The sequence below is a fragment of the Paramixta manurensis genome (assembly GCF_013285385.1).
Classification (GTDB): domain Bacteria; phylum Pseudomonadota; class Gammaproteobacteria; order Enterobacterales; family Enterobacteriaceae; genus Paramixta; species Paramixta manurensis.
In genome coordinates this window covers 4416331-4441727 of record NZ_CP054212.1, presented here as the reverse complement: position 1 = coordinate 4441727, position 25397 = coordinate 4416331, and the positions used below count along the sequence as shown (strand labels likewise).

21 protein-coding genes and 1 pseudogene are annotated in these 25397 nt (G+C 51.8%); 11 read left to right on the top strand and 11 right to left on the bottom strand.

Translation table 11 applies throughout. The features are described 5' to 3' along the window. Positions 1 to 4: 4 nt before the first annotated feature. The 3 genes from dsbA (at position 5) to spfP (ending at position 4195) form a co-directional block, all read left to right on the top strand. Positions 5 to 634: a thiol:disulfide interchange protein DsbA gene (gene dsbA, locus PMPD1_RS21320; protein ID WP_173635924.1), complete on the top strand. Its 630-nt coding sequence runs from the start codon at positions 5 to 7 to the stop codon at positions 632 to 634. 436 nt (positions 635 to 1070) lie between these two features. Then, positions 1071 to 3857: a DNA polymerase I gene (polA, locus tag PMPD1_RS21315; protein ID WP_173635923.1), complete on the top strand. Its 2787-nt coding sequence runs from the start codon at positions 1071 to 1073 to the stop codon at positions 3855 to 3857. A gap of 290 nt (positions 3858 to 4147) precedes the next feature. Further along, a complete protein-coding gene (gene spfP, locus PMPD1_RS22950; RefSeq protein WP_071892919.1) occupies positions 4148 to 4195 on the top strand; it encodes a small protein SpfP in 48 nt (15 codons plus the stop codon). Positions 4196 to 4289: 94 nt separating this feature from the next. Here spfP and yihA read toward each other — a convergent pair whose 3' ends face one another. Beyond that, a complete protein-coding gene (yihA, locus tag PMPD1_RS21310) occupies positions 4290 to 4919 on the bottom strand; it encodes a ribosome biogenesis GTP-binding protein YihA/YsxC (protein ID WP_173635922.1) in 630 nt (209 codons plus the stop codon). A gap of 627 nt (positions 4920 to 5546) precedes the next feature. Between yihA and yihI the strand changes: the two genes are divergently transcribed. Further along, entirely contained in the window at positions 5547 to 6068 is a 522-nt protein-coding gene (gene yihI, locus PMPD1_RS21305) for a Der GTPase-activating protein YihI (RefSeq protein ID WP_173635921.1), read from the top strand. A gap of 249 nt (positions 6069 to 6317) precedes the next feature. After that, positions 6318 to 7691: an oxygen-independent coproporphyrinogen III oxidase gene (hemN, locus tag PMPD1_RS21300; protein WP_173635920.1), complete on the top strand. Its 1374-nt coding sequence runs from the start codon at positions 6318 to 6320 to the stop codon at positions 7689 to 7691. A gap of 52 nt (positions 7692 to 7743) precedes the next feature. Here hemN and PMPD1_RS21295 read toward each other — a convergent pair whose 3' ends face one another. From PMPD1_RS21295 to glnA, 4 genes are all read right to left on the bottom strand, one after another. Next, positions 7744 to 7866, bottom strand: coding sequence for a YshB family small membrane protein (locus tag PMPD1_RS21295; protein WP_173635919.1), 123 nt, complete (start codon positions 7864 to 7866; stop codon positions 7744 to 7746). Positions 7867 to 7976: 110 nt separating this feature from the next. Then, complete coding sequence (gene glnG, locus PMPD1_RS21290; protein ID WP_173635918.1) at positions 7977 to 9389, bottom strand: nitrogen regulation protein NR(I); 1413 nt, start codon at positions 9387 to 9389, stop codon at positions 7977 to 7979. A gap of 8 nt (positions 9390 to 9397) precedes the next feature. Then, positions 9398 to 10447, bottom strand: a complete 1050-nt coding sequence (gene glnL / locus PMPD1_RS21285) for a nitrogen regulation protein NR(II) (RefSeq protein WP_173635917.1) — start codon at positions 10445 to 10447, stop codon at positions 9398 to 9400. A gap of 140 nt (positions 10448 to 10587) precedes the next feature. Then, the gene (gene glnA, locus PMPD1_RS21280) at positions 10588 to 11997 is read right to left on the bottom strand and encodes a glutamate--ammonia ligase (RefSeq protein WP_173635916.1); all 1410 of its coding nucleotides are present in this window, start codon (positions 11995 to 11997) and stop codon (positions 10588 to 10590) included. Between the two features lie 438 nt (positions 11998 to 12435). Here glnA and typA point away from each other — a divergent pair, with 438 nt between their 5' ends. The 5 genes from typA to fabY all read left to right on the top strand — a co-directional run bounded on the left by typA (position 12436) and on the right by fabY (position 17366). Beyond that, complete coding sequence (gene typA / locus PMPD1_RS21275) at positions 12436 to 14259, top strand: ribosome-dependent GTPase TypA (RefSeq protein ID WP_173635915.1); 1824 nt, start codon at positions 12436 to 12438, stop codon at positions 14257 to 14259. Between the two features lie 203 nt (positions 14260 to 14462). Then, complete coding sequence (gene yihX, locus PMPD1_RS21270) at positions 14463 to 15062, top strand: glucose-1-phosphatase (RefSeq protein ID WP_173635914.1); 600 nt, start codon at positions 14463 to 14465, stop codon at positions 15060 to 15062. After that, entirely contained in the window at positions 15062 to 15934 is an 873-nt protein-coding gene (locus PMPD1_RS21265; RefSeq protein ID WP_173636312.1) for a virulence factor BrkB family protein, read from the top strand. The genes yihX and PMPD1_RS21265 overlap by 1 nt, the downstream gene beginning before the upstream one ends. Next, a complete protein-coding gene (dtd, locus tag PMPD1_RS21260) occupies positions 15931 to 16368 on the top strand; it encodes a D-aminoacyl-tRNA deacylase (RefSeq protein WP_173635913.1) in 438 nt (145 codons plus the stop codon). The genes PMPD1_RS21265 and dtd overlap by 4 nt, the downstream gene beginning before the upstream one ends. Before the next feature lie 59 nt (positions 16369 to 16427). Further along, complete coding sequence (gene fabY, locus PMPD1_RS21255; protein ID WP_173635912.1) at positions 16428 to 17366, top strand: fatty acid biosynthesis protein FabY; 939 nt, start codon at positions 16428 to 16430, stop codon at positions 17364 to 17366. Positions 17367 to 17410: 44 nt separating this feature from the next. Here the strand turns inward: fabY and PMPD1_RS21250 are convergent, their stop codons facing one another. The 4 genes and pseudogenes from PMPD1_RS21250 to PMPD1_RS21235 form a co-directional block, all read right to left on the bottom strand. Further along, positions 17411 to 19093, bottom strand: coding sequence for an AsmA family protein (locus PMPD1_RS21250; RefSeq protein ID WP_173635911.1), 1683 nt, complete (start codon positions 19091 to 19093; stop codon positions 17411 to 17413). A gap of 138 nt (positions 19094 to 19231) precedes the next feature. Beyond that, on the bottom strand, positions 19232 to 20617 hold the full coding sequence (locus PMPD1_RS21245) for a nucleobase:cation symporter-2 family protein (protein WP_173635910.1): 1386 nt from the start codon (positions 20615 to 20617) through the stop codon (positions 19232 to 19234). Positions 20618 to 20784: 167 nt separating this feature from the next. After that, the gene (gene ycaC / locus PMPD1_RS21240) at positions 20785 to 21420 is read right to left on the bottom strand and encodes an isochorismate family cysteine hydrolase YcaC (RefSeq protein WP_173635909.1); all 636 of its coding nucleotides are present in this window, start codon (positions 21418 to 21420) and stop codon (positions 20785 to 20787) included. Positions 21421 to 21481: 61 nt separating this feature from the next. Continuing rightward, positions 21482 to 21586: pseudogene (locus PMPD1_RS21235) on the bottom strand (pirin family protein); the annotation flags it as partial. 117 nt (positions 21587 to 21703) lie between these two features. Between PMPD1_RS21235 and PMPD1_RS21230 the strand changes: the two are divergent. Beyond that, on the top strand, positions 21704 to 22609 hold the full coding sequence (locus PMPD1_RS21230; protein ID WP_173635908.1) for a LysR family transcriptional regulator: 906 nt from the start codon (positions 21704 to 21706) through the stop codon (positions 22607 to 22609). Positions 22610 to 22619: 10 nt separating this feature from the next. Here the strand turns inward: PMPD1_RS21230 and recG are convergent, their stop codons facing one another. Both recG and trmH read right to left on the bottom strand, forming a co-directional pair. Further along, positions 22620 to 24701, bottom strand: a complete 2082-nt coding sequence (recG, locus tag PMPD1_RS21225; RefSeq protein WP_173635907.1) for an ATP-dependent DNA helicase RecG — start codon at positions 24699 to 24701, stop codon at positions 22620 to 22622. Further along, positions 24698 to 25396: a tRNA (guanosine(18)-2'-O)-methyltransferase TrmH gene (gene trmH, locus PMPD1_RS21220; protein WP_173635906.1), complete on the bottom strand. Its 699-nt coding sequence runs from the start codon at positions 25394 to 25396 to the stop codon at positions 24698 to 24700. The genes recG and trmH overlap by 4 nt, the downstream gene beginning before the upstream one ends. Position 25397 lies beyond the last annotated feature (1 nt).

Below are 25397 nucleotides of genomic sequence, written 5' to 3'. Positions count from 1 at the left end.
CACGATGAAAAAGTTATGGTTTGCGCTGGTTGGATTGGCTCTGGCCTTTAGCGCCTCCGCTGCGCAATTTTCTGAAGGCCAGCAATATGTTGCTGTTAAACCTGCCGTTGCGGGAGCGTCTCAGGTAACAGAGTTCTTCTCATTTTTCTGCCCGCACTGCTATCAGTTTGAACGTGTTTACCACGTCAGCGATACCGTGAAGAAAAGCCTGCCTGAAGGCGTAAAGGTTACCAAATACCATGTTGACTTCTTGGGCGGTGATTTTGGCCCGGTGGTAACGCACGCTTGGGCGGTCGCAATGGCGCTTGGTGTTGAAGATAAAGTTACTCCGGCTATCTTTGACGGTATTCAGAAAACGCAAACCATCACTGATGCTGCAAGCCTGAAAGACGCGTTTGTAAAAGCGTCAGGTATTACGCCTGAACAATATGACGCGGCCTGGAATAGCTTCGCGGTAAAAGCGTTAGTTTCGCAGCAAGAAAAAGCCGCGGTTGACTTCAACTTGCAGGGTGTTCCCGCCATGTTTGTAAACGGCAAATATATGGTGAATAACGGCGGTCTGGATACCAGTTCGATGGATAACTATGTTCAGCAATACGCCAGCGTAGTGAAATTCCTGGTTGCGCAGAAGTAAGTTTCCCGCAATAACGCCGGTAAAACCGGCGTTATATCTCTTTGTCCCTACGGTAATTGGCACTTTATAAGCCCGCTTTCAACCAGGATAAATATCGTAAATTAATGCGATCTTTAGCCAGAGATGTTGTCTCTCTAACGGATCCCTAATATTTATATCCACATCGATGTGTTTCATTTTAAATGCTACAAATAATTGAAATATTACAATAACCTATTGAATTATATGTTTTTTATTTCTTAATTAACTGTCAGGTTATGCAAATAACCTTGCGCCAGTAAATTTACACACAAAGTTATCCACAGGAAGGATCTCGGGAGAGAGCCCGCAACCAGGCAATCTTTATCGCGTTATTTGCCCTGGTAATTTCATCTTTAGACCTAAGCTGTGGCATGCTTAACCCCATTCAAATGACTAACGAAGAATGTGACGACTTATGGCTCAAATCGCAGAAAATCCGCTGATTCTGGTAGACGGCTCCTCTTATTTATATCGTGCTTACCATGCGTTTCCGCCGCTGACAAATAGCGCGGGCGAACCAACAGGCGCAATGTACGGTGTGCTTAATATGTTGCGTAGCCTGTTATTGCAATATAAGCCGAGCCATGTCGCGGTGGTGTTTGACGCCAAAGGAAAAACATTTCGCGATGAGTTATTTGAACACTACAAATCTCATCGTCCCCCGATGCCGGATGATTTGCGTGCGCAGATAGAACCACTACACCAAATGGTAAAAGCCATGGGGTTACCTCTACTGGCAGTTTCAGGCGTGGAGGCGGATGACGTTATTGGCACACTGGCGCTTCAGGCGGAACAACAGGGGCGCGCGGTGCTGATCAGTACTGGCGATAAAGATATGGCGCAGTTAGTGACGCCGAATATCACGCTGATCAACACCATGAATAACACCGTGCTCGGTCCGGAAGAGGTCACGGAAAAGTATGGTGTCCCGCCGGAGTTGATCATTGATTTCCTGGCATTGATGGGAGACTCGTCGGACAACATTCCCGGAGTGCCCGGCGTGGGTGAGAAAACTGCGCAGGCCTTGTTGCAAGGGTTAGGCGGAATGAGCGCGATTTATGACCAGCTAGATAAAGTGGTCGGGCTTTCCTTCCGTGGCGCCAAAACCATGGCGGCGAAGCTTGCGGAAAATGAAGAGGTCGCTTTCCTCTCCTATCAATTGGCCACCATCAAAACGGATGTGGAATTAGAGGTCACCTGCGAAGAGCTGACGGTCAGTGAACCAAGCGTAGAAGCGCTATTAGAGCTATTTAAACACTACGAATTTAAGCGTTGGCTAAGCGATCTGGAAGAGGGCAAATGGCTACAGGGCAAGAAAAGTAACCTTACTGCGCAAAAAAAACGGGTGGAAAAAACCACCGTACAGCCGGAAGCGGTGAGCGTGCTCTCCGCCGATGGTTATGTCACCATTTTGGATGACAAAACATTTGATGAGTGGCTTGCGCGGCTACAAAATAGCGGTCTTTTTGCCTTTGATCTGGAAACCAACTCGCTCGATACCATCAGCGCTGAAATTATTGGGCTGTCTTTTGCCGTTGCACCGGGTGAGGCCGCTTATTTGCCCGTTGCGCATGATTATCTTGATGCGCCAGACCAGTTAGATCGCAAGCAGGTATTGGCGAAGCTGAAACCATTATTGGAAGATAACCGGTTGCTGAAGGTAGGCCAGAACCTGAAATACGATCGAGGTGTACTGAAGAACTACGATATTGAGCTTGGCGGCATTAAATTTGACACCATGCTTGAGTCATACATGCTTAACAGCGTGGCGGGTAGACATGATATGGACAGCCTCGCATCGCGGTGGTTGAACCATAAAACCGTTACCTTTGAAGAGATTGCCGGTAAGGGTAAAAATCAACTGACCTTCAATCAGATCGCATTAGAGCAGGCGGCGCATTATGCCGCAGAAGATGCTGATGTGACGCTCCAGTTGCATTTGAAGATGTGGCCTGAGCTGGAAAATCAGGCGGGGCCAAAAGCGGTGTTTGAACAGATTGAAATGCCGCTACTCACGGTCATCTCCCGGATTGAACGTAACGGCGTTTTAATCGACCAGAATATCCTGGCCGCGCACTCGAAAGAGTTAACCAGCCGTCTATCGGAGCTGGAACTGAAGGCGCATGAGTTGGCGGGAGAACCTTTCAACCTCTCTTCCACCAAGCAACTACAAACTATACTGTTTGAAAAACAGGGCATTAAGCCCACCAAAAAAACACCGGGCGGCGCGCCTTCAACCAGTGAAGAAGTATTGGCCGAGCTAGCGCTGGATTATCCGCTGCCAAAAGTCATCCTTGAGCATCGTGGTTTGTCCAAACTGAAATCGACCTATACCGATAAACTGCCATTGATGATTAATCCGCACACCGGGCGCGTTCATACTTCTTATCATCAAGCGGTTACCGCGACCGGACGTTTGTCTTCGACCGATCCTAACTTGCAGAACATCCCGGTACGAAATGAAGAAGGGCGTCGTATTCGCCAGGCCTTCATTGCGCCAAAAGGGCACCGCATTGTGGCGGCGGACTATTCACAGATAGAGCTGCGGATCATGGCGCACTTGTCGCAAGATAAGGGGTTGCTGGGTGCGTTTGCCGAAGGTCAGGATATCCATCGGGCGACGGCGGCAGAGGTGTTTGGCGTCGCGCTGGAGAAAGTGAGCGGTGAGCAACGACGTAGCGCGAAGGCGATTAACTTCGGGTTGATTTACGGGATGAGCGCATTTGGTTTATCGCGGCAACTGAATATTGGCGCCGGCGAAGCGAAGAAATATATGGATCTTTACTTCGAGCGTTATCCTGGCGTGCTGCAATATATGGAGAACACGCGGCAGCTAGCGGCGGAGAAGGGGTATGTTTCCACGCTGGACGGGCGCCGTCTGTACCTGCCAGATATTCAGTCTGGTAATGCGATTCGGCGCAAAGCGGCCGAGCGTGCGGCAATCAATGCGCCGATGCAGGGCACGGCGGCAGATATTATTAAACGTGCCATGATTGCGGTAGACGAATGGCTGTTAACGCCAGAGGCCGTCGGTGTAAAAATGATTATGCAAGTTCACGATGAGCTGGTGTTTGAGGTGGAACAAAGCGTGGTGGAAAGCGCTAATCAGAAAATTCGTCAATTAATGGAAAGCAGCATGACACTGGATGTACCGTTGCGCGTTGATGTGGGCGTTGGCGATAACTGGGATCAGGCGCACTAAACGTCAGGTGGTGATTAGCCGGCGCTGCGCAGAATAAAAGGCAGCGCCGTCAGCCATAAGAAAAAAATCTACTTAATCGCTTCAGCTTCCCGTTTCATCAGGGTTTCGGTTACAGGATGCGCTAACCTTTTCTCTCTAAAGCACTTTTTTTGTAATTAAGCCACAGGATGAATCATTTTCTGTGACAGATGTCGGTAAAATGCTGCCATTTTATGAAAATTAACTACAAAAAACGCTTTTTCGCTCAGAAAAAATCAGGTAAAGTTCAAGGCGTAGGGTACAGAGGTAAGATGTTCTATCTTTCAGACCTTTTACTTCACGTAATCGGATTTGGCTGAATATTAGCCGCCCCAGTCGTTATGACTGGGGCGTTTTTTATTGGGCGTTTGCCAGATAATGAACCGCGATGGCAAGACATTGCTCGCCAACCACTCACTCTGCCGGTGTTTCTACTGACGGGGGGATTTCGCTAAACCAACGGTCCAGTTTTAGCCGCAGTTTGTCCACGCCAATTTTCTTCAGGGAAGAGAACATCTCTACCTGAACGTCGCCCATAAAACCCAGCGCGGCTTCCCGTACCATATTTAACTGGCTTTTACGCGCGCCGGAGGCCAGCTTATCGGCTTTGGTTAACAACACCAGTACCGGTATGCCGCTTTCCACCGCCCATTGAATCATCTGCTGATCGAGATCTTTTAGCGGATGGCGAATATCCATCAGTACCACCAGACCTTTCAGGCAGTCACGCATTTGTAGGTATTCCCCTAGCGCGCGCTGCCATTTACGTTTTAACTCTTCCGGGACTTCGGCATAACCATAGCCGGGTAAATCGACCAGGCGGATGCCTTCTGCCACCTGAAAGAGGTTAATTAATTGCGTACGACCGGGCGTCTTACTGGTGCGAGCCAGGCTTTTCTGGTTCGTCAGAGTGTTCAATGCGCTGGATTTACCGGCGTTTGAACGACCCGCGAACGCGACTTCAATACCCGTATCCGCAGGAAGATGGCGAATATCGGGTGCGCTGGTGACAAAATGGGTTACGTGATAATTCCAGCCAGACAAAATAGGAACTCCAGATCAGGTCGATGAGACGAATGGCGTCATTATACCCGTAAAGAGGGCGGCGCGCCCGGTGGCTTACTATCCAACAATTTTGTGAGATATTTGCCATTGTTACTGCCAGTTTTTAGCGCTTTTAAACAAAAGTTTCTGTAAATTTAATTATATTAATCAATAAATTGCTTATTTTTCTGTAAAACACAGCGTTTATAACCTTTTTTATATATTGTTAGTTTAACCAGTTAAGCTAAAGTAATTCTCAGAGCTTGATGCTCTCTTCTTAAACGAAGCGCTCACGGATAGCCATGATGGCGAAGAGTGGGGGGAATAGGATTGAGGTCTGATGGAGCGGGCCAGAAGGGAAATGGATACGCTCTGGAAGAGTGGACGGCAAAGGGAAAAACCGGGACGTTGTATGCTTGAAAGGATGTAAAGGAAGACTGTCCTTCTACGGAAGGTGCGAAAAAAGGCGACAGGGTGACCTGTCGCCTTTTTTCTTTGCCTGGTTTCTGATAGATTCCGCCGCAATTCCATACTCATCATATTTCAAGCTTCATGTGCGTTGGTCGCCTTTCTGCAGCTCGAATTATTTAGAGTATATACTGAGTAAAAACCCTGAGAGTCGACATCATGAAGCAACCTGCACGAGCGCCCCAAAACCGAACATCCGCGCCAAAAGCAAAACGTAAAACGCGCGAAGAACTCAATCAGGAAGCGCGCAATCAAAAGCGTGATAAAAAACATCGCGGCAATGCATCCGGCAGCCGTGCGAATCCAGTGGTCGCCGGGCAAAATAAAGGTCGCGGCGCCGCCACGAAAGATCCACGTATCGGTAGCAAGAAACCCATTGCATTAATCGCTGAAGATAAAGCGCCGGTAGTTAAGCCGCAGCCAAAAGCGAAAGCCGCGCCTAAGCCCACGCTCAATCCACAAGAAGAGCTGGCGGCGCTGGAAAACGATGAGCGTCTGGATACGCTGTTGGACCGCCTGGAAAATGGCGAGACGCTGCCTGCCAGCGACCAGGCCTGGCTCGATCAAACACTCGATCGTATTGATGCGTTGATGGAACAGTTGGGTATCGATTTGGATGACGATATTGAAGATGATGAAGGTGAAGAGGATATGTATCGTCTGCTTAAAGGTGGTAATTAAGCGCCTTTAGGCATTATTTGATGGACGTTCTGATAAACGCTCTGTCTCTCTATTAAGGTTTTCCGATATGTTTTGGCCTGGATCAATTTTGGCCCTTTTTCTGGCGTATTTTCTGATCCGGTTATTGGTTAAACTACGGCGTCTGGCGCGGCTGAAATCTCGGTTGCGCCGAGCGACCGTTAGCCGGCAACGACATCCGCCAGCGCCCTTGCCACGGTCGGTAATACGCCGTAAACGGAAGGAGTGATCATGTCATTGCCACAGATTGAATGGGATCCGGGCCTGATTCAGAAATATAACTATTCCGGGCCGCGTTATACCTCTTACCCCACCGCGCTAGAGTTTAGTCAGGCGTTCACCGAGAAAGATTTTACTCACGCCGCGCAGCGTTATCCGCAGCGCCCGCTTTCGCTCTATATTCACATTCCGTTTTGTCATCGTCTTTGTTACTTCTGCGGTTGCAATAAGCAGGTAACGCGCCAGCAGCATAAAGCCGATCGATATCTGGATGTGTTGGCGCAGGAAATTCGTCATCGTGCGCCGCTGTTTAACCAGCGTACCGTCACGCAGATGCACTGGGGCGGCGGTACGCCGACCTATCTGAACAAATCGCAAATTACTCGCCTGATCACCTTATTACGTGAAAACTTCTGTTTTAGCGACGAAGCGGAATTGTCGATTGAGGTTGATCCACGTGAAATTGAGCTGGATGTGCTGGATCACCTACGCGCCGCGGGCTTTAACCGTCTTAGCATGGGTGTGCAGGACTTTAATAAAGAGGTACAGGAGAGGGTTAATCGGGTACAGGATGAAGCCTTCATCTTCGCCTTGATTGAGCGCGCCCGTCGGCTTGGCTTTACTTCCAGCAATATCGATCTGATTTACGGTTTACCGAAACAGACGCCGGAAAGTTTTGCCTTTACCTTAAAAAAAGTGGCTGAACTGAATCCCGACCGCCTTAGCGTGTTTAATTATGCACACCTCCCGGCACTGTTTGCCGCTCAGCGTAAAATTAAAGAAGAAGAGTTGCCGAACGCCAGTCAGAAACTCGATATTCTGCAGCAAACTATCGCCACGCTCACCGCTGAGGGATATCAATTTATCGGGATGGATCATTTCGCCCGTCCGGATGATGAATTGGCTGTTGCGCAGCGTGAAGGGAAATTGCATCGTAACTTTCAGGGGTATACCACGCAGGGCGATTCAGATTTACTGGGAATGGGCGTGTCAGCAATCAGTATGTTGGGTGACTGCTACGCGCAGAACCAGAAAGAGCTGAATGCCTGGTATGCCAGCGTTGAAAAATGCCAGCATGGTCTCTGGCGTGGCCTGGCGTTGACGGAAGATGATTGTTTGCGCCGCGATGTGATTAAGACGCTGATTTGTAATTTCTCGCTGCGCTTTGCCGAGATTGAGCAGCAGTGGAAAATTGATTTCACTGACTATTTTGCTGAAGACTTGGCGTTACTGCGCCCATTTATCGCTGATGGGCTGGTGGATTGCGATGAGAAAGGGCTGCAGGTCACCGCAAAAGGGCGGTTACTGATCCGGAATATCTGTATGTGTTTTGATGTCTACCTGCGCCAGAAGGCGCGCATGCAGCAGTTTTCGCGCGTGATATAAGCGGCAATCGCCAGAAAGCAAAAGGCCGGGTCATAACCCGGCCTTTTCATGCTCAACTGAACAAATTAATCATCACTGCGCAAAGCACGGCGGCTAACGCCGTTTGTGGAGAATGGCTTACTGCCGTCCCCGCCTCGGCGCTTTGCGACACAAAGTTAATGAGTGATTCGAACATGATATTCCTCCCGATAGCCGCTGAGAATAATACTTAACGACACCGGTCTGTAAAGACTAATTACCGCATCAAATTGTGCAATAAGTAGCCTTTTTACAATTTCCTTGCGCTTACTCCATTCCCAGCTCTTTTAATTTCCGCGTCAGGGTATTTCTTCCCCAACCTAGCAGGCGAGCCGCTTCTTGCTTATGCCCTTGGGTATGGCGTAACGCGGTGGTCAGCAGAGTGCGCTCCATTTCAGGTTGCGCTTCTGACAGCAGGTTTTGATGACCGGAGCGTAAGGCGCGATCGGCCCATTGCGCCAGCAGCGTGGCCCAACTGTCAGGCAGCGATTGTACCGTGCTATTATCGGGCGTCGTCGTTTCAAACAACTCTGCGGGTAAGTCCTGGATCAATACCTCTTGCCCGGCGGCCATAACCGTCAGCCAGCGACAGGTGTTTTCCAGTTGGCGTACGTTGCCTGACCAGTGCAGCCGCGTTAGCGCGGTTTCAGTTTCCGGATGCAGAATTTTGGCCTCAACCCCCAACTCACGCGCGGCCACCTGCAGGAAATAACGCGCCAGGCGAGGAATATCTTCTCGACGTTCACGTAGTGGCGGCAGGTGCACACGAATGACGTTTAAACGGTGGAACAGATCTTCGCGGAATTTACCTTCTTGCACGCGTAGCTCAAGGTTCTGGTGTGTCGCGGCAATAATACGCACATCAACTTTTACCGGTGCGTAGCCACCCACGCGATAGAACTGACCATCGGCCAATACGCGTAACAGACGTGTTTGCACATCCAGCGGCATATCGCCAATTTCATCCAAAAACAGCGTACCGCCATCCGCCTGTTCAAAGCGCCCTTGGCGAATTTGATTGGCGCCGGTAAACGCGCCTTTCTCATGGCCAAATAATTCAGACTCAATTAAGTCTTTTGGTATCGCCGCCATATTCAGCGCAATGAAGGGCGCTTTGGCTCGCGGGCTATGACGGTGTAAAGCATGAGCGACCAATTCTTTACCGGTGCCGGATTCACCATTAATTAATACGCTAATGGAGGAGCGCGATAGCCGTCCAATAATCCGGAACACATCCTGCATGGCGGGCGCTTCGCCAATAATATCGGTTGTGGGCCCATTGACCGGTTGATTACGCGGTTGCTGCTGCTCCTGATAGTGGCTGATTGCACGCTCGACCAACGCCACCGCTTCATCAATATCAAACGGCTTCGGCAGGTAGTCAAACGCGCCTTGCTGATAGGCGCTCACCGCGGCATCCAGATCGGAATGCGCGGTCATGATGATCACCGGCAACATCGGATGGCGTTGCTTAATTTGTTTGAGGAGCGCCAATCCATCCATACCCGGCATACGAATATCTGACAATAAAACGTCTGGGGTTTTGGTTGCCAGCGCTTCCAGCACTTCGTTACCACTATCAAAGGTGGCGCAGCTTAAACCGGCTCCCGTGAGCGCACGTTCAAGCACCCAGCGGATGGAGCTATCGTCATCGACGATCCAAACTATCCCTCGTTGCATAGAAACCTCTACTTACGAATAGGCAGATAAACCGAAAATTCGGTATGTCCAGGCCAACTGTTAAACTCAATCTTGCCAGAGTGCTGATCGATTAAGCTGCGGGCGATAGAGAGCCCCAAACCGGTGCCGCCTTCGCGCCCGCTCACCATCGGATAAAACAACGTATCCTGTAACTGAGCCGGAATGCCCGGACCATCATCTTCGACATCAATACGTGCGACCAGCCGATAACGTACGCCATGCAGCGTGAGTTGAAATGCCGTCCGGGTGCGCAAGGTAATGGTGCCGCCGGTTTCACCCAGCGCCTGTAGCGCGTTACGCACTACATTAAGTAACACTTGCTCAATCTGATCCGGGTCATGCGGGAGTTCCGGTAAGCTAGGGTCATAATCACGCACCAGCGACACATTATCCGGTAGCTCCATCGAAACCAGGTTTACCACGCGTTCCGCAACCTGATGAATGCTCTGCGTAACATGCATCCCCGGCTGCTGAGGCCCTAACAGCCGATCAACTAAATTTCGCAGACGGTCGGCCTGCTCAATGATAACTTTGGTGTATTCGGTTAATGCCGGATCTGGCAGCGCTCTGGCGAGCAACTGCGCCGCGCCGCGTAACCCGCCGAGCGGATTCTTTATTTCATGCGCCAGCCCACGCACTAAATCACGTGCTGCAACCTGTTGAGCATGTTGAATTTGCTCCTGACTAAGGCGGCGTTGATTATCCATCGGCGCCATCTCCAGCAGGATAAAACCATCCGGCAGGCGTTGAGCCGTCAGGGACATAATGTGTGCCCGACTATCCACGACCAGCGTGACTTCGCTATCGGTAAACCCCTGCCCGGCATCAAGATTTTCGCGCATCACGTCGACATTGAGCGAAAAATAGCCCATCAGTTCCGGCAACGGGGTACCGAACAGTTTACGTGAGCTTTGCGCCAGCAATTGTTGCGCCGCGGGATTGGCGTAGTGGATCACTAATTCGCTATCAATCAGTAAGATACTATTAATTAGCGAGTTGAGAATCTGCCCAGCATCGGGCAGCGTGCCGGTTGCCATACAGCGTTCTCCTGGGCCCGGAGGCATAAGCACCATTTTGGTGCATTATAGTGGTTGCGCGGCGTGAAGCACGCCCGGATGGAGAAAAAAGCCCATCACGAGGATGGGCTAAAGTTTCCACGGCAACAAAAACAACTTAATTAAACGCTGTAGTACAACTCAAACTCTACCGGGTGCGGCGTCATACGCACGCGGTCCATTTCAGACTTACGCAGTTCGATGTAAGCATCAATCGTTTCATCAGTGAACACGCCGCCACGAGTCAAGAACTCACGGTCTTCGCTCAGTGCATTCAGCGCTTCTTCTAATGAACCTGCTACTTTTGGAATTTCAGCTTCTTCTTCCGGCGGCAGGTCATACAGGTTTTTATCCATCGCATCGCCAGGATGGATTTTGTTGATGATACCGTCAAGACCCGCCATCAGCAGGGCGGAGAACGCCAGGTATGGGTTAGCCGCCGGATCCGGGAAGCGCGCTTCGATACGACGCGCTTTCGGGCTGGCAACCACCGGAATACGGATTGAGGCGGAACGGTTACGCGCAGAGTAAGCCAACATAACCGGTGCTTCGTAACCCGGGACCAGACGCTTGTAAGAGTTAGTCGTCGGGTTTGACAGGGCGTTGATCGCTTTTGCGTGCTTGATAATACCGCCGATGTAGAACAGCGCGGTTTCAGACAGGCCGCCGTATTTATCACCCGCAAACAGGTTGGTGCCGCCTTTAGACAAAGACATATGGCAGTGCATACCTGAACCGTTATCACCGAAAATAGGTTTCGGCATAAAGGTTGCGGTTTTACCGTAGGCATGCGCAACGTTGTGCACGACATATTTATAGATCTGAATTTCGTCGGCTTTCTTGGTCATGGTATTGAAGCGGGTAGCCACTTCGTTTTGACCTGCAGTGGCCACTTCATGGTGATGAGCTTCAACAACCAGACCCATCTGCTCCATGGTCAAACACATGGCAGAACGAATGTCTTGTGAAGAATCGACCGGCGGAACCGGGAAGTAACCGCCTTTGATACCCGGACGGTGGCCTTTGTTGCCGCCTTCATATTCTTTACCGGTGTTCCATGCTGCTTCGATATCATCGATCGCCACATGTGAACCCGAGGTGCTGCTGCCAAAACGAATATCATCAAACAGGAAGAACTCTGGCTCAGGCCCAAACAGGACGGTATCGGCGATACCGGAAGAGCGCAGGAAATCTTCCGCGCGTTTCGCGATGGAACGCGGATCGCGGTCATAACCTTGCATGGTGCCAGGCTCGAGAATGTCACAACGGATGATCAGCGTCGGATCTTCGTAGAACGGGTCGATAACGGCGGTGCTTGCATCCGGCATCAGAACCATATCGGACTCATTAATGCCTTTCCAGCCGCCAATAGACGAGCCATCAAACATTTTACCTTCTTCGAAGAAGTCGGCATTAACCTGGTGCGCGGGAATAGTAACGTGCTGTTCTTTACCTTTAGTATCGGTAAAGCGCAGGTCAACGAACTTTACTTCGTGCTCGTTCATCATCGACAGAACGTGTTCAGCGGACATACTCAACTCTCCTGGATATTGTCATTGTCGTCGTGGTTCGAGAACTTTTATGTAGCTGTTAGGCGTAAAGCGTTGCGTACAACTACGATGCCGGGTTCTCAGACAAGCTATTAACCGTTATGGAAACTGCCGTTTTCGCTTAATCTGTTTAAAGCGAATTCTATGCCAACTTTTTTATTTACCCGAAAAGGCGCTATTATGCGCCCTCTCGTGAATCGGGAACTGCACCATAATGGATGTCGCGCACCATGATGGTGCATTGGGGTGATTTAAGGGCACTATTTTGGTGCAAAACGCCGCCTGAGTGCATTTTTTGCACTCGAAACGGCGTTAAAAGCAATCCTGACGACAATCTTTCTGTGAAAAGTGTGATCCTGTTCAGTCCTTCGATTAATCCGTGTACAATAGCGCGCTATTTCTAATGCCTGAGGCAAAGCTGTGATCGAAAATTTGCGTAACATCGCCATTATTGCGCACGTTGACCATGGGAAAACCACGCTGGTCGACAAACTGTTGCAACAATCCGGTACCTTTGATGAGCGTACTGAAGCAACCGAGCGCGTAATGGACTCCAACGATCTGGAGAAAGAACGCGGGATTACTATCCTCGCGAAAAACACCGCTATTAAATGGAACGACTACCGCATCAACATCGTTGATACTCCAGGACACGCCGACTTCGGTGGCGAGGTAGAGCGCGTAATGTCTATGGTTGACTCAGTGCTGTTGGTTGTTGATGCGATGGACGGCCCGATGCCGCAAACGCGTTTCGTGACCAAAAAGGCCTTTGCTAACGGCCTGAAGCCAATCGTGGTTATCAACAAAGTTGACCGTCCTGGCGCGCGTCCTGATTGGGTTGTCGACCAGGTTTTTGACCTGTTCGTAAACCTTGACGCGACCGATGAGCAGCTTGATTTCCCTATCATCTATGCGTCCGCGCTGAATGGTATTGCCGGTACTGACCATTCCGAGATGGCCGATGATATGACGCCGCTGTATCAGGCGATTGTCGACCATGTATCTCCACCGAAAGTGGAGTTGGAAGCGCCGTTCCAAATGCAGATTTCGCAGTTGGACTACAACAACTATGTGGGTGTTATCGGCATTGGTCGCATCAAACGCGGTAAAGTAAAACCGAACCAACAAGTGACTATCATTGATAGCGAAGGCAAAACCCGTAACGGTAAAGTCGGCAAAGTGCTGACCCATCTGGGGCTGGAGCGTATTGATGCGACTGAAGCGGAAGCGGGCGATATTATTGCCATCACCGGTTTGGGCGAACTGAACATTTCCGACACTATTTGCGATCCGCAAAACGTTGAAGCGCTGCCAGCGCTGAGCGTGGATGAGCCAACGGTAACCATGTTCTTCAACGTTAATACCTCGCCGTTCTGCGGTAAAGAGGGCAAATACGTTACCTCTCGTCAGATTCTTGAGCGTCTGAACAAAGAGTTAGTGCACAACGTTGCGCTGCGTGTAGAAGAAACCGATGACGCTGATGCGTTCCGTGTTTCCGGCCGTGGCGAGCTTCACCTGTCGGTGTTGATTGAAAACATGCGTCGTGAAGGGTTTGAGCTGGCGGTATCACGTCCGAAAGTTATCAACCGTATGATTGATGGCCGCATGCAAGAACCTTTTGAAAACGTGACGCTGGATATCGAAGAGCAGCACCAGGGTTCGGTGATGCAGGCGATGGGTGAGCGTAAAGGCGATGTGAAGGACATGATTCCGGACGGCAAAGGTCGTATTCGTCTGGATTACCTGATTCCGGCTCGTGGCTTGATCGGTTTCCGTACCGAGTTTATGACCATGACATCCGGTACTGGTCTGCTGTACTCCACCTTCAGCCACTACGATGATGTTCGTCCGGGTGAAATTGGCCAGCGTCAGAATGGCGTACTGATTTCTAACGGTCAGGGTAAAGCGGTCGCGTTCGCCCTGTTCAGCTTGCAGGATCGCGGTAAATTGTTCCTTGGTCACGGTGCAGAAGTCTATGAAGGCCAAATCATCGGTATTCATAGCCGTTCTAATGACCTGACGGTTAACTGCCTGACCGGTAAGAAACTGACTAACATGCGTGCTTCCGGTACTGATGAAGCGACGACCTTGGTTCCGCCGGTGAAAATGTCACTGGAGCAGGCGCTGGAGTTCATTGATGATGATGAACTGGTCGAAGTTACGCCGATATCGGTACGTATTCGTAAGCGTCATCTGACCGAAAACGATCGTAAACGCGCCGCTCGCGGTAGCAAAGACGTTTAATTTTTTGGTTAGTAGATTGATTGAAAGGCCCCGTTAACGGGGCTTTTTTTTGCCTGTTAATCCCTGCCCGCCATAAAAAATCATCGTTTGCATCCTATTCTCTGCGCACTGTTCCGATTTCTGATTTCCTTTGCGGTCTGACCTGTTCAGCCAGACATTTTACCGCTAGAGTGAATAGTAAAACGGAGCAAAAGGAGATGACCATGCTGTATATCTTTGATTTAGGTAACGTCATTGTTGATATTGATTTCAATCGGGTGCTCGGTGTCTGGAGCGATCTGGGTCGTGTTCCGTTAGCGTTATTACAAAGCCGTTTTCAGATGGGCAAAAATTTCGAACAACATGAACGGGGCGAAATCAGCGATGAGCAATTCGCTGCTAACCTGTGCGCGGAATTAGATATTGCACTCGGATTTGAGCAATTTACCGCTGGCTGGCAGGCGGTTTTTGTCGGGGTGCGTCCGGAGGTCATCAATATTATGACTCGCCTGCGTGAACAGGGCGAACGCGTCGTCATTCTCTCCAATACCAACCGTTTACACTGCAAATATTGGCCCTCGCAATACCCTGAAGTTCAACAAGCGGCAGATAAACTTTATCTCTCGCAGGATATGGGGGTGCGTAAACCGGAGCCGCAAATCTACCAAAAAGTCTTGGCGGAAGAGGGCGTTACCGCCGGGCAAGCGGTGTTTTTTGACGATAATCTGGCAAACATTGAAGCGGCGCGGGCATTGGGTATTACCAGTGTTCACGTGACGGATGCGGGTGTGGTGCCAGGTTACTTCGCCAGCCGCCTGGCATGATGGCCGGGGGAAACGCAGAGCGCGGCAGAGTGCGTGCGGCGGTCGCGTGGGGGAAACTATTATGGCATCGGATTGATAGCGATGGGATGACGACGTTAGCCGGGCACTTGGCGTTTGTTTCCTTGCTGGCGCTGGTTCCCTTAATTGCGGTAGTTTTCGCTCTCTTCGCAGCCTTCCCGGTCTTTTCAGAGATCAGCGTTCAGCTTAAAAACTTTATTTTTGCTAATTTTATGCCAGCGGCCGGTAGCACTATCCAGCACTATCTGGAGCAGTTTGTCGCTAACGTCAATAAAATGACCGTGTTCGGCGCCATTGGGTTAATTGTCACCGCATTACTGCTGATGCATTCGGTCGACAGCGCTTTAAACGTGATTTGGCGCAGTAGTAAAAAGCGCCCGCTGGTTTACTCCTTCGCCGTTTACTGGATGATTTTAACGTTAGGCCCGCTATTGGCGGGGGCCAGCTTAGCCATTAGCTCCTATCTGTTGTCGCTACGTTGGGTGGCGGTGACCGGGGTGACCGGCTTGGTTGATTCTGTGCTGCGGATCTTTCCGTTATTGCTCTCTTGTCTGGCGTTTTGGCTGCTTTACAGCATTGTTCCTACTGCACGTGTTCCGCCGCGTGATGCATTAATCGGCGCGCTGGTGGCTGGCCTACTGTTTGAGTTGGGCAAAAAAGGCTTTGCGCTCTATGTTACGATGTTTCCTTCATACCAGTTAATTTATGGTGTACTGGCCGTCGTACCTATACTCTTCTTATGGGTTTACTGGACGTGGTGCATCGTGTTGCTGGGCGCGGAGGTCACCGCCACATTGTCGGACTACCGTCAACAGCGAAGAGAAGAGCAAGAAATCAAACACGAGGAAGTATGATTGCGTTAATTCAACGCGTACTAAATGCCAGCGTTACCGTTGCAGGGGAAACCGTGGGTGAAATTGGCGCCGGGTTACTGGTTTTACTGGGCGTAGAAAAGGGCGATACCGAACAAAAAGCGCAGCGCTTAACTGAGCGTGTGCTTGGGTATCGCATCTTTGGCGATGAAAATGGCAAGATGAATCTAAACGTTCAGCAGGCCGGAGGTAGCGTGCTGGTGGTTTCACAGTTTACGTTGGCGGCGGATACGCAAAAAGGAATGCGGCCGGGTTTTTCCGGCGGAGCGGAGCCTGTGGAAGCGGAGCGCTTGTACCATTATTTTACCGCGTGTTGCCAGGCGCATGGCATTGCCACGGAAACCGGGCGTTTCGCCGCTGATATGCAAGTGGCGCTGGTGAATGACGGCCCAGTCACCTTCTGGTTGCAAGTGTGAGGCATTTAGCTGAACGGCAAGGGTTAGGCCATACGGGCTCAGAAAGAGAGAATCATTTTATGTATCACCTTCGCGTTCCTGAAACAGCCGAAGAATTGGCTATCTATTATCAATTTCGCTGGGAAATGCTGCGGAAACCGTTACATCAGCCGCAGGGATCGGAGCGCGATGCCTGGGACGCGATGGCGCATCATCAAATGGTGGTGGACGAACAGGGCGAGCCGGTTGCCATTGGGCGGTTATATATCAATGCCGATAATGAAGCCGCGATCCGTTTTCTGGCGGTGCATCCTTCCGTTCAGGGAAAAGGGCTGGGAACGCTGGTAGCGATGACGCTGGAGTCGGTGGCGCGGCAGGAAGGCGCAAAGCGTGTGGTGTGTAGCGCGCGCGAAGACGCAGTGGATTTCTTTGCCAAGTTGGGTTACTTCAACGAAGGGGAAATTACCGCGCCGCAAACCACGCCAGTGCGCCATTTTTTGATGATCAAGCCAGTGATTACGCTGGATGATATTTTGCACCGCGCTGACTGGTGCGGGCAGTTGCAGCAGGCATGGTATGACCATATCCCCCTCAGTGAAAAGATGGGGGTGCGTATCACGCAATATACCGGCCAGAAATTTATTACCACCATGCCGGAAACCGGCAACCAGAATCCACACCATACCCTTTTCGCCGGCAGCCTGTTTTCACTCGCTACACTGACCGGCTGGGGATTGATTTGGCTGTTGCTACGCGAACGCCACTTAGGCGGCACGATTATTTTGGCCGACGCGCATATCCGCTATAGCCATCCGATTATGGGCAGGCCGGGGGCGGTGGCGGATTTAGGGTCGCTCAGTGGCGATCTTGATCGTTTAGCGCGCGGGCGCAAAGCGCGCGTTCAGCTAGAGGTTGAATTGTTTGGCAATGATGAGTGTGGCGCGGTATTCGAAGGTGTTTATATCGTGTTGCCAGCCGATCCGGATGGCCCGCTGGAAGCCGGTGGTTCTGGCGGCTAATTGGCCAGCGAACGGGCGGTTGAATGCCGCCCGTTGCGGTTTGGCTAGGGTTGTAGCGCGCCGTTATGCAGCGTTTGTTGTACTGACTGCTGATCCTTATTAATGGTCAGCGTACCATTTGCCGTGGATTTCAGCGGCGTCCCGGCGGCGAGGCTGGCATTAAGTTTTAACTGCATCGTCGCATCCCCTTCCAGCGAGACGGCTGGCCAACCCCAGTTATGCAGGAGGTTAGCCGGAACCGAACGCCCGTTAAGCGTTAGCGCCAGGTTACGGGTTGGCGCTTGATCAAGCGTCGCCAGGCTTTCCACCATACCGGTACCGGTAAACGCGCTCAGCTCGGTCACCTTAATTTGATTATCATCAGCGGTGAGTGCAATTGAGGGATGACGTAAATCGGTGCGATTGAACGTCGCTTCCGCCGCATTGAAGTTCAGCGAGCCCGACCAAATGCCCCACTGGTGATTACGCGCCATCAGCAAATTGCTGCCGTTACCGTCCAGCGCGGTCATCTGGAAAGGAAAATCCGGATTAATATCAATAACCAGGTTGCGGTTACCGCTAAATTTGGTGACTGCCACACTGTCGAGCCAGCCCGGTAGCGGCTGCATCCAGCGGTCACGCCAGTTATCCGGCAAGGTATATTCCAGCCCCGCCAGCATCAACTCATCCAGCGTTAAGCGTTTATTCTGACGCGCCCAGTTACCCTCGGCGCGTACCAGCCCATTGACCCAGCGTGAACTGAACTGCGTAATCTGTATGCCCTGCGGAGAGAAACTGAGGTTGAGAATCGGATCATTCAGCTCAAGGCGCCCATTGATAAAGTTACTGGCGTTCATCGAGAGAGAGCCGCCGTCGCTTTGCCAGTCCTCGCCGCGCAACGTGAAATCCTTCAGCGCCAGATCAAGATCGGTCACTGCCCAATCTGGCCCTTGCAGCCGGGCATCGGTCATATCCATGCGATCGATATGAATGGAGGGCAGCGCCATGAGCGGTTTCAGAAAATCCTGTAACGTCCGATCGGTTTGCAGGCGGATATCGGTCAGACGCAACCTGGCGATGTTCCAGTTACCCTGCGCGTCACGCTGCGCGCTACCGGTCATTGAACCCCGCGCTAAATCAGCGCCCACGTTACTAAACACCCATTGATTGTTGGCGATACGCCCCTGAATCAGCACATTATTTCCCACTACACCATCGAGCTTCATGGTTGTGGCGCTCATTTGGAAACTGGCGTTATTTCCCAGCAAATCGCCGACTTCGGGTTTCCACGGTATCACGCCGCCAGTCACTTGCCCGGCGCTGAACGGCAGTGCGCTTTGCGGGCTATTAATCGCCATCTCATTAAGTTGTAGGCGGTTAGCGCGCATTGGCCAGGCGATGCGGTTGGCCATATTAGCGGCGTTCAGCACACCCTCATGTAGGGTGATAGTATCGAAATGCAGCGGATCGCTAAACTGAGTCAACGCCAGCCCAAGATCGACTCGCTTCGCCACCACAATAGCGGGCTGCCCATCGTGACCGAAGCTAAAATCATCCAGGATAAAGTGGGAAGGATTAGAGAAGTTATGCTCAATTTTGGTTACGGAAAGATGATAGTCCGTATTATCCGTGATCCAACGGCTTACCCAGCCTGCGCCCCAGCGCGTTTGCAGTAAAACGTATACCACCACGATCAGGAGTAGCAGCAGTAGCAGTAGCGTAAAGAGAAATTTTCCGATGAACTTCATTGCATCCTTCCCTATGAATTTCCGGTCACTGGATGTTATGCCTGAATTACCGCCCGGTCTCAACCGCCCGGTTGTAAAGTCGGATAAAACGCGAGATGGATTCCAAAATCGGGGCGGATAAGCGCCGCCCCGGGAAGACTATTTTTCTTGCGGGAATACCAAGTTCAGAATAATAGCGGTAATACCGCCCGCTGCAATACCGGAAGAGAGCAAGGTTTTCAGCCAATCGGGCGCAAACTGCAAAATTAAGGGTTGCTGCGAGACGCCCAACCCGGCAGCCAGCGATAGCGCAATAATCATAATCGCACGGCGATTCAATGGTTCGCGGGAAACAATGCGCACACCGGAGGCGGCAATAGTACCGAACATGACAATAGTGGCACCGCCTAACACAGGCTCAGGAATATGTTGTACGAACCCACTCACTGCCGGGAACAGCCCTAAAATAATCAGCATTAGCGCTACGACAAACCCGACATAGCGGCTAGCAACGCCAGTGAGTTGTATTACGCCGTTATTTTGCCCGAAGCAGGAGTTAGGAAACGTATTGAAAAGCGCGGATACAAAAGAGTTAAGGCCATTAGCCAGAACGCCACCCTTCAAACGCTTCATATATAACGGGCCGCTAACCGGTTGCTCCGAAACGTCTGAAGTGGCGGTAATATCGCCGATAGTTTCCAGTGAGGTCACCATAAAGACCAGCACCAGCGGGATGATAAGGTTCCAGTCAAACCCGAGGCCATAGTAGAGAGGCGTTGGCACGGCAATCAAGGCGGTATTGGTTGCCTCAATGGTCTCCGGCAACATGCCCAGCGCCCATGCCAACAGGTAACCTACTGCCATGGCAATCACCAATGAGGCAACGCGCAGGTACGGATTGCGTTGGCGATTGAGTAAAATAATCACTACCAGCACTGCACCTGCCAGTAGCAAATTTTTAGGCGCGCCGAAAGTGTGATCGTTCATCGCGCTAAAGCCGCCGCCAATCGAGGTCAAGCCGACCTGAATCAACGAGAGGCCAATAATCATCACCACAATGCCAGAAACCAATGGCGTGATTATCCGCCTTGCCAGGTGCAATACGCGTGACAAAACCATCTCCGTGCAGGAGGCAACCATCAGCGTGCCAAACAGTGCCGCCATCATGGTGGGTACATCCGCGCCGCCACTTTTGAGCGCCATTCCACCCATAATTAATGGCGTCACGAAGTTAAAACTGGTGCCCTGAATCGAGAGTAAACCCGAGCCGACCGGCCCCCAGGTTTTAATCTGTAGTAAAGAGGCGACGCCAGAAGCGAACAGCGACATGCTGATAATGTGCTGTGTGTCCTGTGCCGGCAGGCTTAAGGCCTGACAAATCAATAACCCAGGTGTGATAACCGCAACAAACATCGCCAACAGATGTTGGCAGGCGGCAAACAAGGTTTGTGGCAATGGCGGGCGGTCTTCCAGACGATAAATCAATTCGCTCTGTGCTTTGCCTTTTTCGGCAGATGCGGCGATTTCACTGGGGCTTGCGGACATAGTTTCTGATCCCTCGGAAAGAAAGTGGCGATTTTAATCTTCTGTCGGGCAAAAGCAATCGTTTGCTATACGGGCGCGTAAAACACAAGGGATATAAAACGAACGGAGCGGAAAAAGAGGAGCACGGCGCCCCTCTTAACGTAAGACAATTTCCTCCGGCGGTGAAATTATGCCAGGGGTTTATTGTCGGTAAGCTTCGCGTAGGCGGTCATTAAATTGCGATAATCCGGGATGTGGTTTGAGAATAGCGTACCCAGCCCCTCAATATCATTACGCCAGTCGCGATGCAGTTCACCCGCCGCGCCAAACCACGTCATTAACTGCGCGCCTGCCTGTGACATGCGCTGCCATGCGGCATTGCGCGTCATTTCGTTAAACGTACCGGAGGCATCGGTAATGACAAATACGTCAAAGCCTTCTGCCAGCGCGGAGAGCGTAGGGAAAGCCACGCAAACCTCGGTAACTACCCCGGCAATAATCAGTTGCTTTTTACCGGTGGCTTTGACGGCTTTCACGAAATCTTCGTTATCCCAGGCATTAATGTTGCCGGGCCGTGCAATATAGGGCGCAGTAGGGAATTTTTCTTTTAGCTCTGGCACCAAAGGTCCATTCGGACCGGTTTCAAAGCTGGTGGTCAAAATGGTTGGCAGCTTAAAGTATTCGGCCATATCGGCCAGCGCCAACACATTATTTTTGAATTTATCAGGATCGATATCGCGCACCAGAGATAGCAAGCCTGTTTGGTGATCGACCAATAGTACCGCGGCGTCATCTTTATTAAGGCGAATGTAAGGTTTACTCATTGTCGTTCTCCTTTAGTTAAATACTGCCCGGCGAATCGGCATAAGCGGTGGTTCACCGGACAATGGCGTTACCTTGGTTGTTGTAAGAAAATACCGAGCGAACCGGAAAACCATCACCGACCCAGTGAGGACGCGGAGCGCTATAAACACCCAGAATTTTTTTCATGCCTCTTCTCCTGAAAACAACGTGTTCGTCTGGGTGAAAGCATAATTATAGAACGACGAACGGTAAAGATGGCAAAAATAGAAATCATAGTTCCTTTGTTAGGACAGTGGAGGGGATGTGTTTGACCTGAACGAACTCTATTATTTTGTCCAGTCGGTCGATCATGGCGGATTCGCGCCGGCAGGGCGGGCGCTGGGGATGCCCAAGTCGAAGCTCAGCCGACGTATCGCAATGCTGGAAGAGCGCCTCGGCGTACGTTTAATCCAGCGTTCGACGCGTAACTTCGCAATGACCGATATCGGGCGGACATACTACGAGCATTGCAAAGCGATGCTGGTTGAGGCGGAAGCGGCGCAAGAGTCGGTGGATATGCAGTGGGCGGAACCTCGGGGCACATTGCGAGTCACTTGTCCGGTGGCGCTGTTGCATTTACACGTTGGCGAAATGTTGACGGCGTTTATGCTGCGTTATCCGCATATCAATCTGCACCTTGAAGCCACCAATCGACGTGTAGATGTCGTCGGCGAATCGGTCGATGTCGCCATCCGTGTACGGCCAGCGCCGCTGGAAGACAGCAATTTGGTGATGCGTGTGCTCTCCGATCGGGGACAATGTCTGGTTGCCAGCCCCGATTTACTTCAATCGCATGGCTTTCCGGTTTCACCGGCTGATTTAAACGGCTTACCCAGCCTGGGATTAGGCGCGCCACAAAATAATTTTTACTGGGATCTCTATGGACCTGATGAGGCGCATGCCCTGGTGCCCCATACGCCGCGTTTTGTGACTACCGATATGGTGGCATTACGCCATGCGGCGATTGCCGGTATTGGCGTGCTACAACTGCCGCAGATTATGTTGAGTGAACCGCTCGGAGAGGGGAAACTGATACGCATTGTGCCTGAGTGGGCGCCACGGCGAGAAATTATCCACGCGGTTTTCCCTTCGCGACGCGGCTTGTTGCCCTCCGTACGCCTGTTTATTGATCATCTGGCCGATAGCTACGCAAAGATAGTGGAAAATTAAGCTTGCCGGATCAGGCGTTGGTATAGCGCTCGGTTTCCGGAAGCCAGCGCTCAATTAACGCCTGTGCTTGCTCAGGGTAATGCTGGTGGATGTGGCGGGCAACACGCTGCACCTCGGGGATCATCTCTCGGTCACGCAGCAGGTCGGCCACTTTGAATTCGGCATTACCGGTTTGGCGCGTGCCGAGTAGCTCGCCCGGACCGCGAATCTCCAAATCACACTGCGCGATGACAAAGCCATCATTGCTGTCGCGCAGTACCTGCAGCCGTTTCTGCGCAGTTTTGCTCAGCGGCGCTTTATACAGTAGCACGCAGTGTGAGGCCACCGCGCCACGCCCGACACGTCCACGCAATTGGTGCAACTGCGCGAGGCCAAGACGTTCCGGGTTTTCAATGATCATTAGGCTGGCGTTAGGAACATCCACGCCTACCTCAATCACCGTGGTCGCGACCAGTAATTGTAATTCGCCCTGTTTAAAGGCCTGCATGACGGCCTGTTTTTCCTGGGGTTTCATGCGGCCATGCACCAGGCCGACCTGTAGTTCCGGCAGCGCGACTTTGAGCTCTTCCCACGTGGCTTCAGCCGCTTGCGCTTCCAAAACGTCCGATTCTTCAATCAGCGTACAAACCCAATATGCCTGGCGGCCTTCCTCGCCACAGGCGCTTTTAACCCGGGCAATAATTTCCGCCCGGCGCGTATCGGGGATCGCGACAGTCGTAACCGGCGTACGCCCCGGCGGCAATTCATCAATGGTTGAGGTATCCAGATCGGCGTAGGCGGTCATCGCCAGAGTGCGCGGAATCGGCGTAGCGGTCATAATCAGTTGATGGGGATGGAAACCTTGCTCTTCGCCTTTCTCCCACAGCGCTAAGCGTTGATGAACACCGAAACGGTGTTGTTCATCAATAATGACCAACGCCAGGCCATTAAACTGTACCTGCTCCTGAAAGATGGCATGCGTCCCGACCACCATTGACACCTGCCCGCTGGCGATCGCCTCTTGCTGCGCCTGACGCGCTTTGCCTTTTTGTTTCCCCGCCAGCCAGCCGACTTCAATCCCTAGCGGCTCAAACCATTGGCGAAAGTTATTGGCATGCTGTTCCGCCAGTAGCTCGGTCGGCGCCATCAGCGCCACCTGTTTACCCCACGCGATAACATTCAGCGCAGCCAGCGCGGCGACCAGGGTTTTACCAGACCCGACGTCACCCTGTACCAAACGCATCATCGGGTAATCCTGCGCCAGATCCCGTTCAATTTCCTGCCCTACGCGCTGCTGCGCGCCGGTCGGTTTGAAGGGCAACGCCGCTAAGAGTTTATCGCTTAACGTATGCCGCGCCGCCATTGGCAGCGCATGATAGCGCTGTGCGCCGGCACGTACTGCCAGCATGCTCAGGTTATGCGCCAATAATTCCTCAAGGATCAGACGGCGTTGAGCAGGATGCTTTCCGCTATCCAGATCGGTCAACATCATGTCTGGCGGCGGACGATGTAAAGTGCGTAACGCATCAGGCAGGCTTATCATGCCACGGCTCAGATCGGGCGGCAGTAATTCGGCAATGGCGCAGGTTTCTAACAGCTTCAACGCCTGCTCAGTTAAATTCCGTAATGTCGCCTGACGGACCCCTTCGGTGGTGGAATAGACCGGCGTGAGGGTTTCTTGTAATTCGGTTACGCCATGTTCACCCTGTACGCGATACTCTGGATGAATAATTTCCGCGCCGCGCTGCCCGCGTTTTATTTCACCGTATGCGGTGACGCGTTGGCCCGGCGCCAGGCTGTTTTTCATACCGGCGTTGAAATTAAAAAAGCGCAGGGTGATAACACCGCTGCCATCGCTGATTTGGCAAACCAGCATTCGGCGCCGACCAAAAGTGATATCGGTATGTAACACTTCGCCTTCAACGGTGGCCCAAATTCCGGGTAATAAGTCGTTAATGGCATATAACTGGGTGCGATCTTCGTAACGCAGAGGGAGGTGTAACAGCAGGTCTTGTACGGTATGTAAACCAAGCTTTGCCAGCTTCGTTGCCTGGCTGGCGCCGACGCCTGACAGTGAATTCAGCGGGATGGCATCCAACAGGCGGCCTTTCACTTTTTATTCACCGAAGCTTGCATCGCCGCCCACCATTCGGCATCGGCGATGACTTGGCCGTTTTCATCAATATGTGGCCGGGGCAGTCTTTTTTGTTTTGCTACCCGCGCCAGCACCGGATAACCCCCTTCAAATAGCAACCGCTGCTGTTCTTGTTCATCAAGCAAGCTGTGCTGGCGCTGATACATACCGGCATTCTGCCGCTGGCGCTGCGCTTCATACAGGATGAGCGCGGAAGCCACCGACACGTTGAGTGACTGAACCATACCGACCATCGGGATAATGATGTCACAATCGGCCAGCTCCAGCGCCTCTTGTGTGATACCGGTTTTTTCCTGACCCATGAGTATGCAGGTAGGTTTGGTGTAATCGATATCGCGGAAATCAACAGCATTATCAGAGAGATGTGTCGCCAGTATTTGCATCTGCTGGCTCTTGAGATGGCCCACCGCCTCAGCAATGGTGCGATGGGTTTTCACTTGAACCCAACTGTTGCTACCGGCAGCAGCGGAGGCCATGGTACGCATGCGGCTGCCGGGCCAGACAGCGTGCACTTCATGGACGCCAACCGCATCCGCTGTCCGGATCACGGCAGACACATTGTGCGGTTTGTGAACCTGCTCCATACAAACGGTCAGGTCGTGCTGGCGCGCGGCCAGCATTTCACGGATGCGGGCAAAGCGTTGAGCATTCATG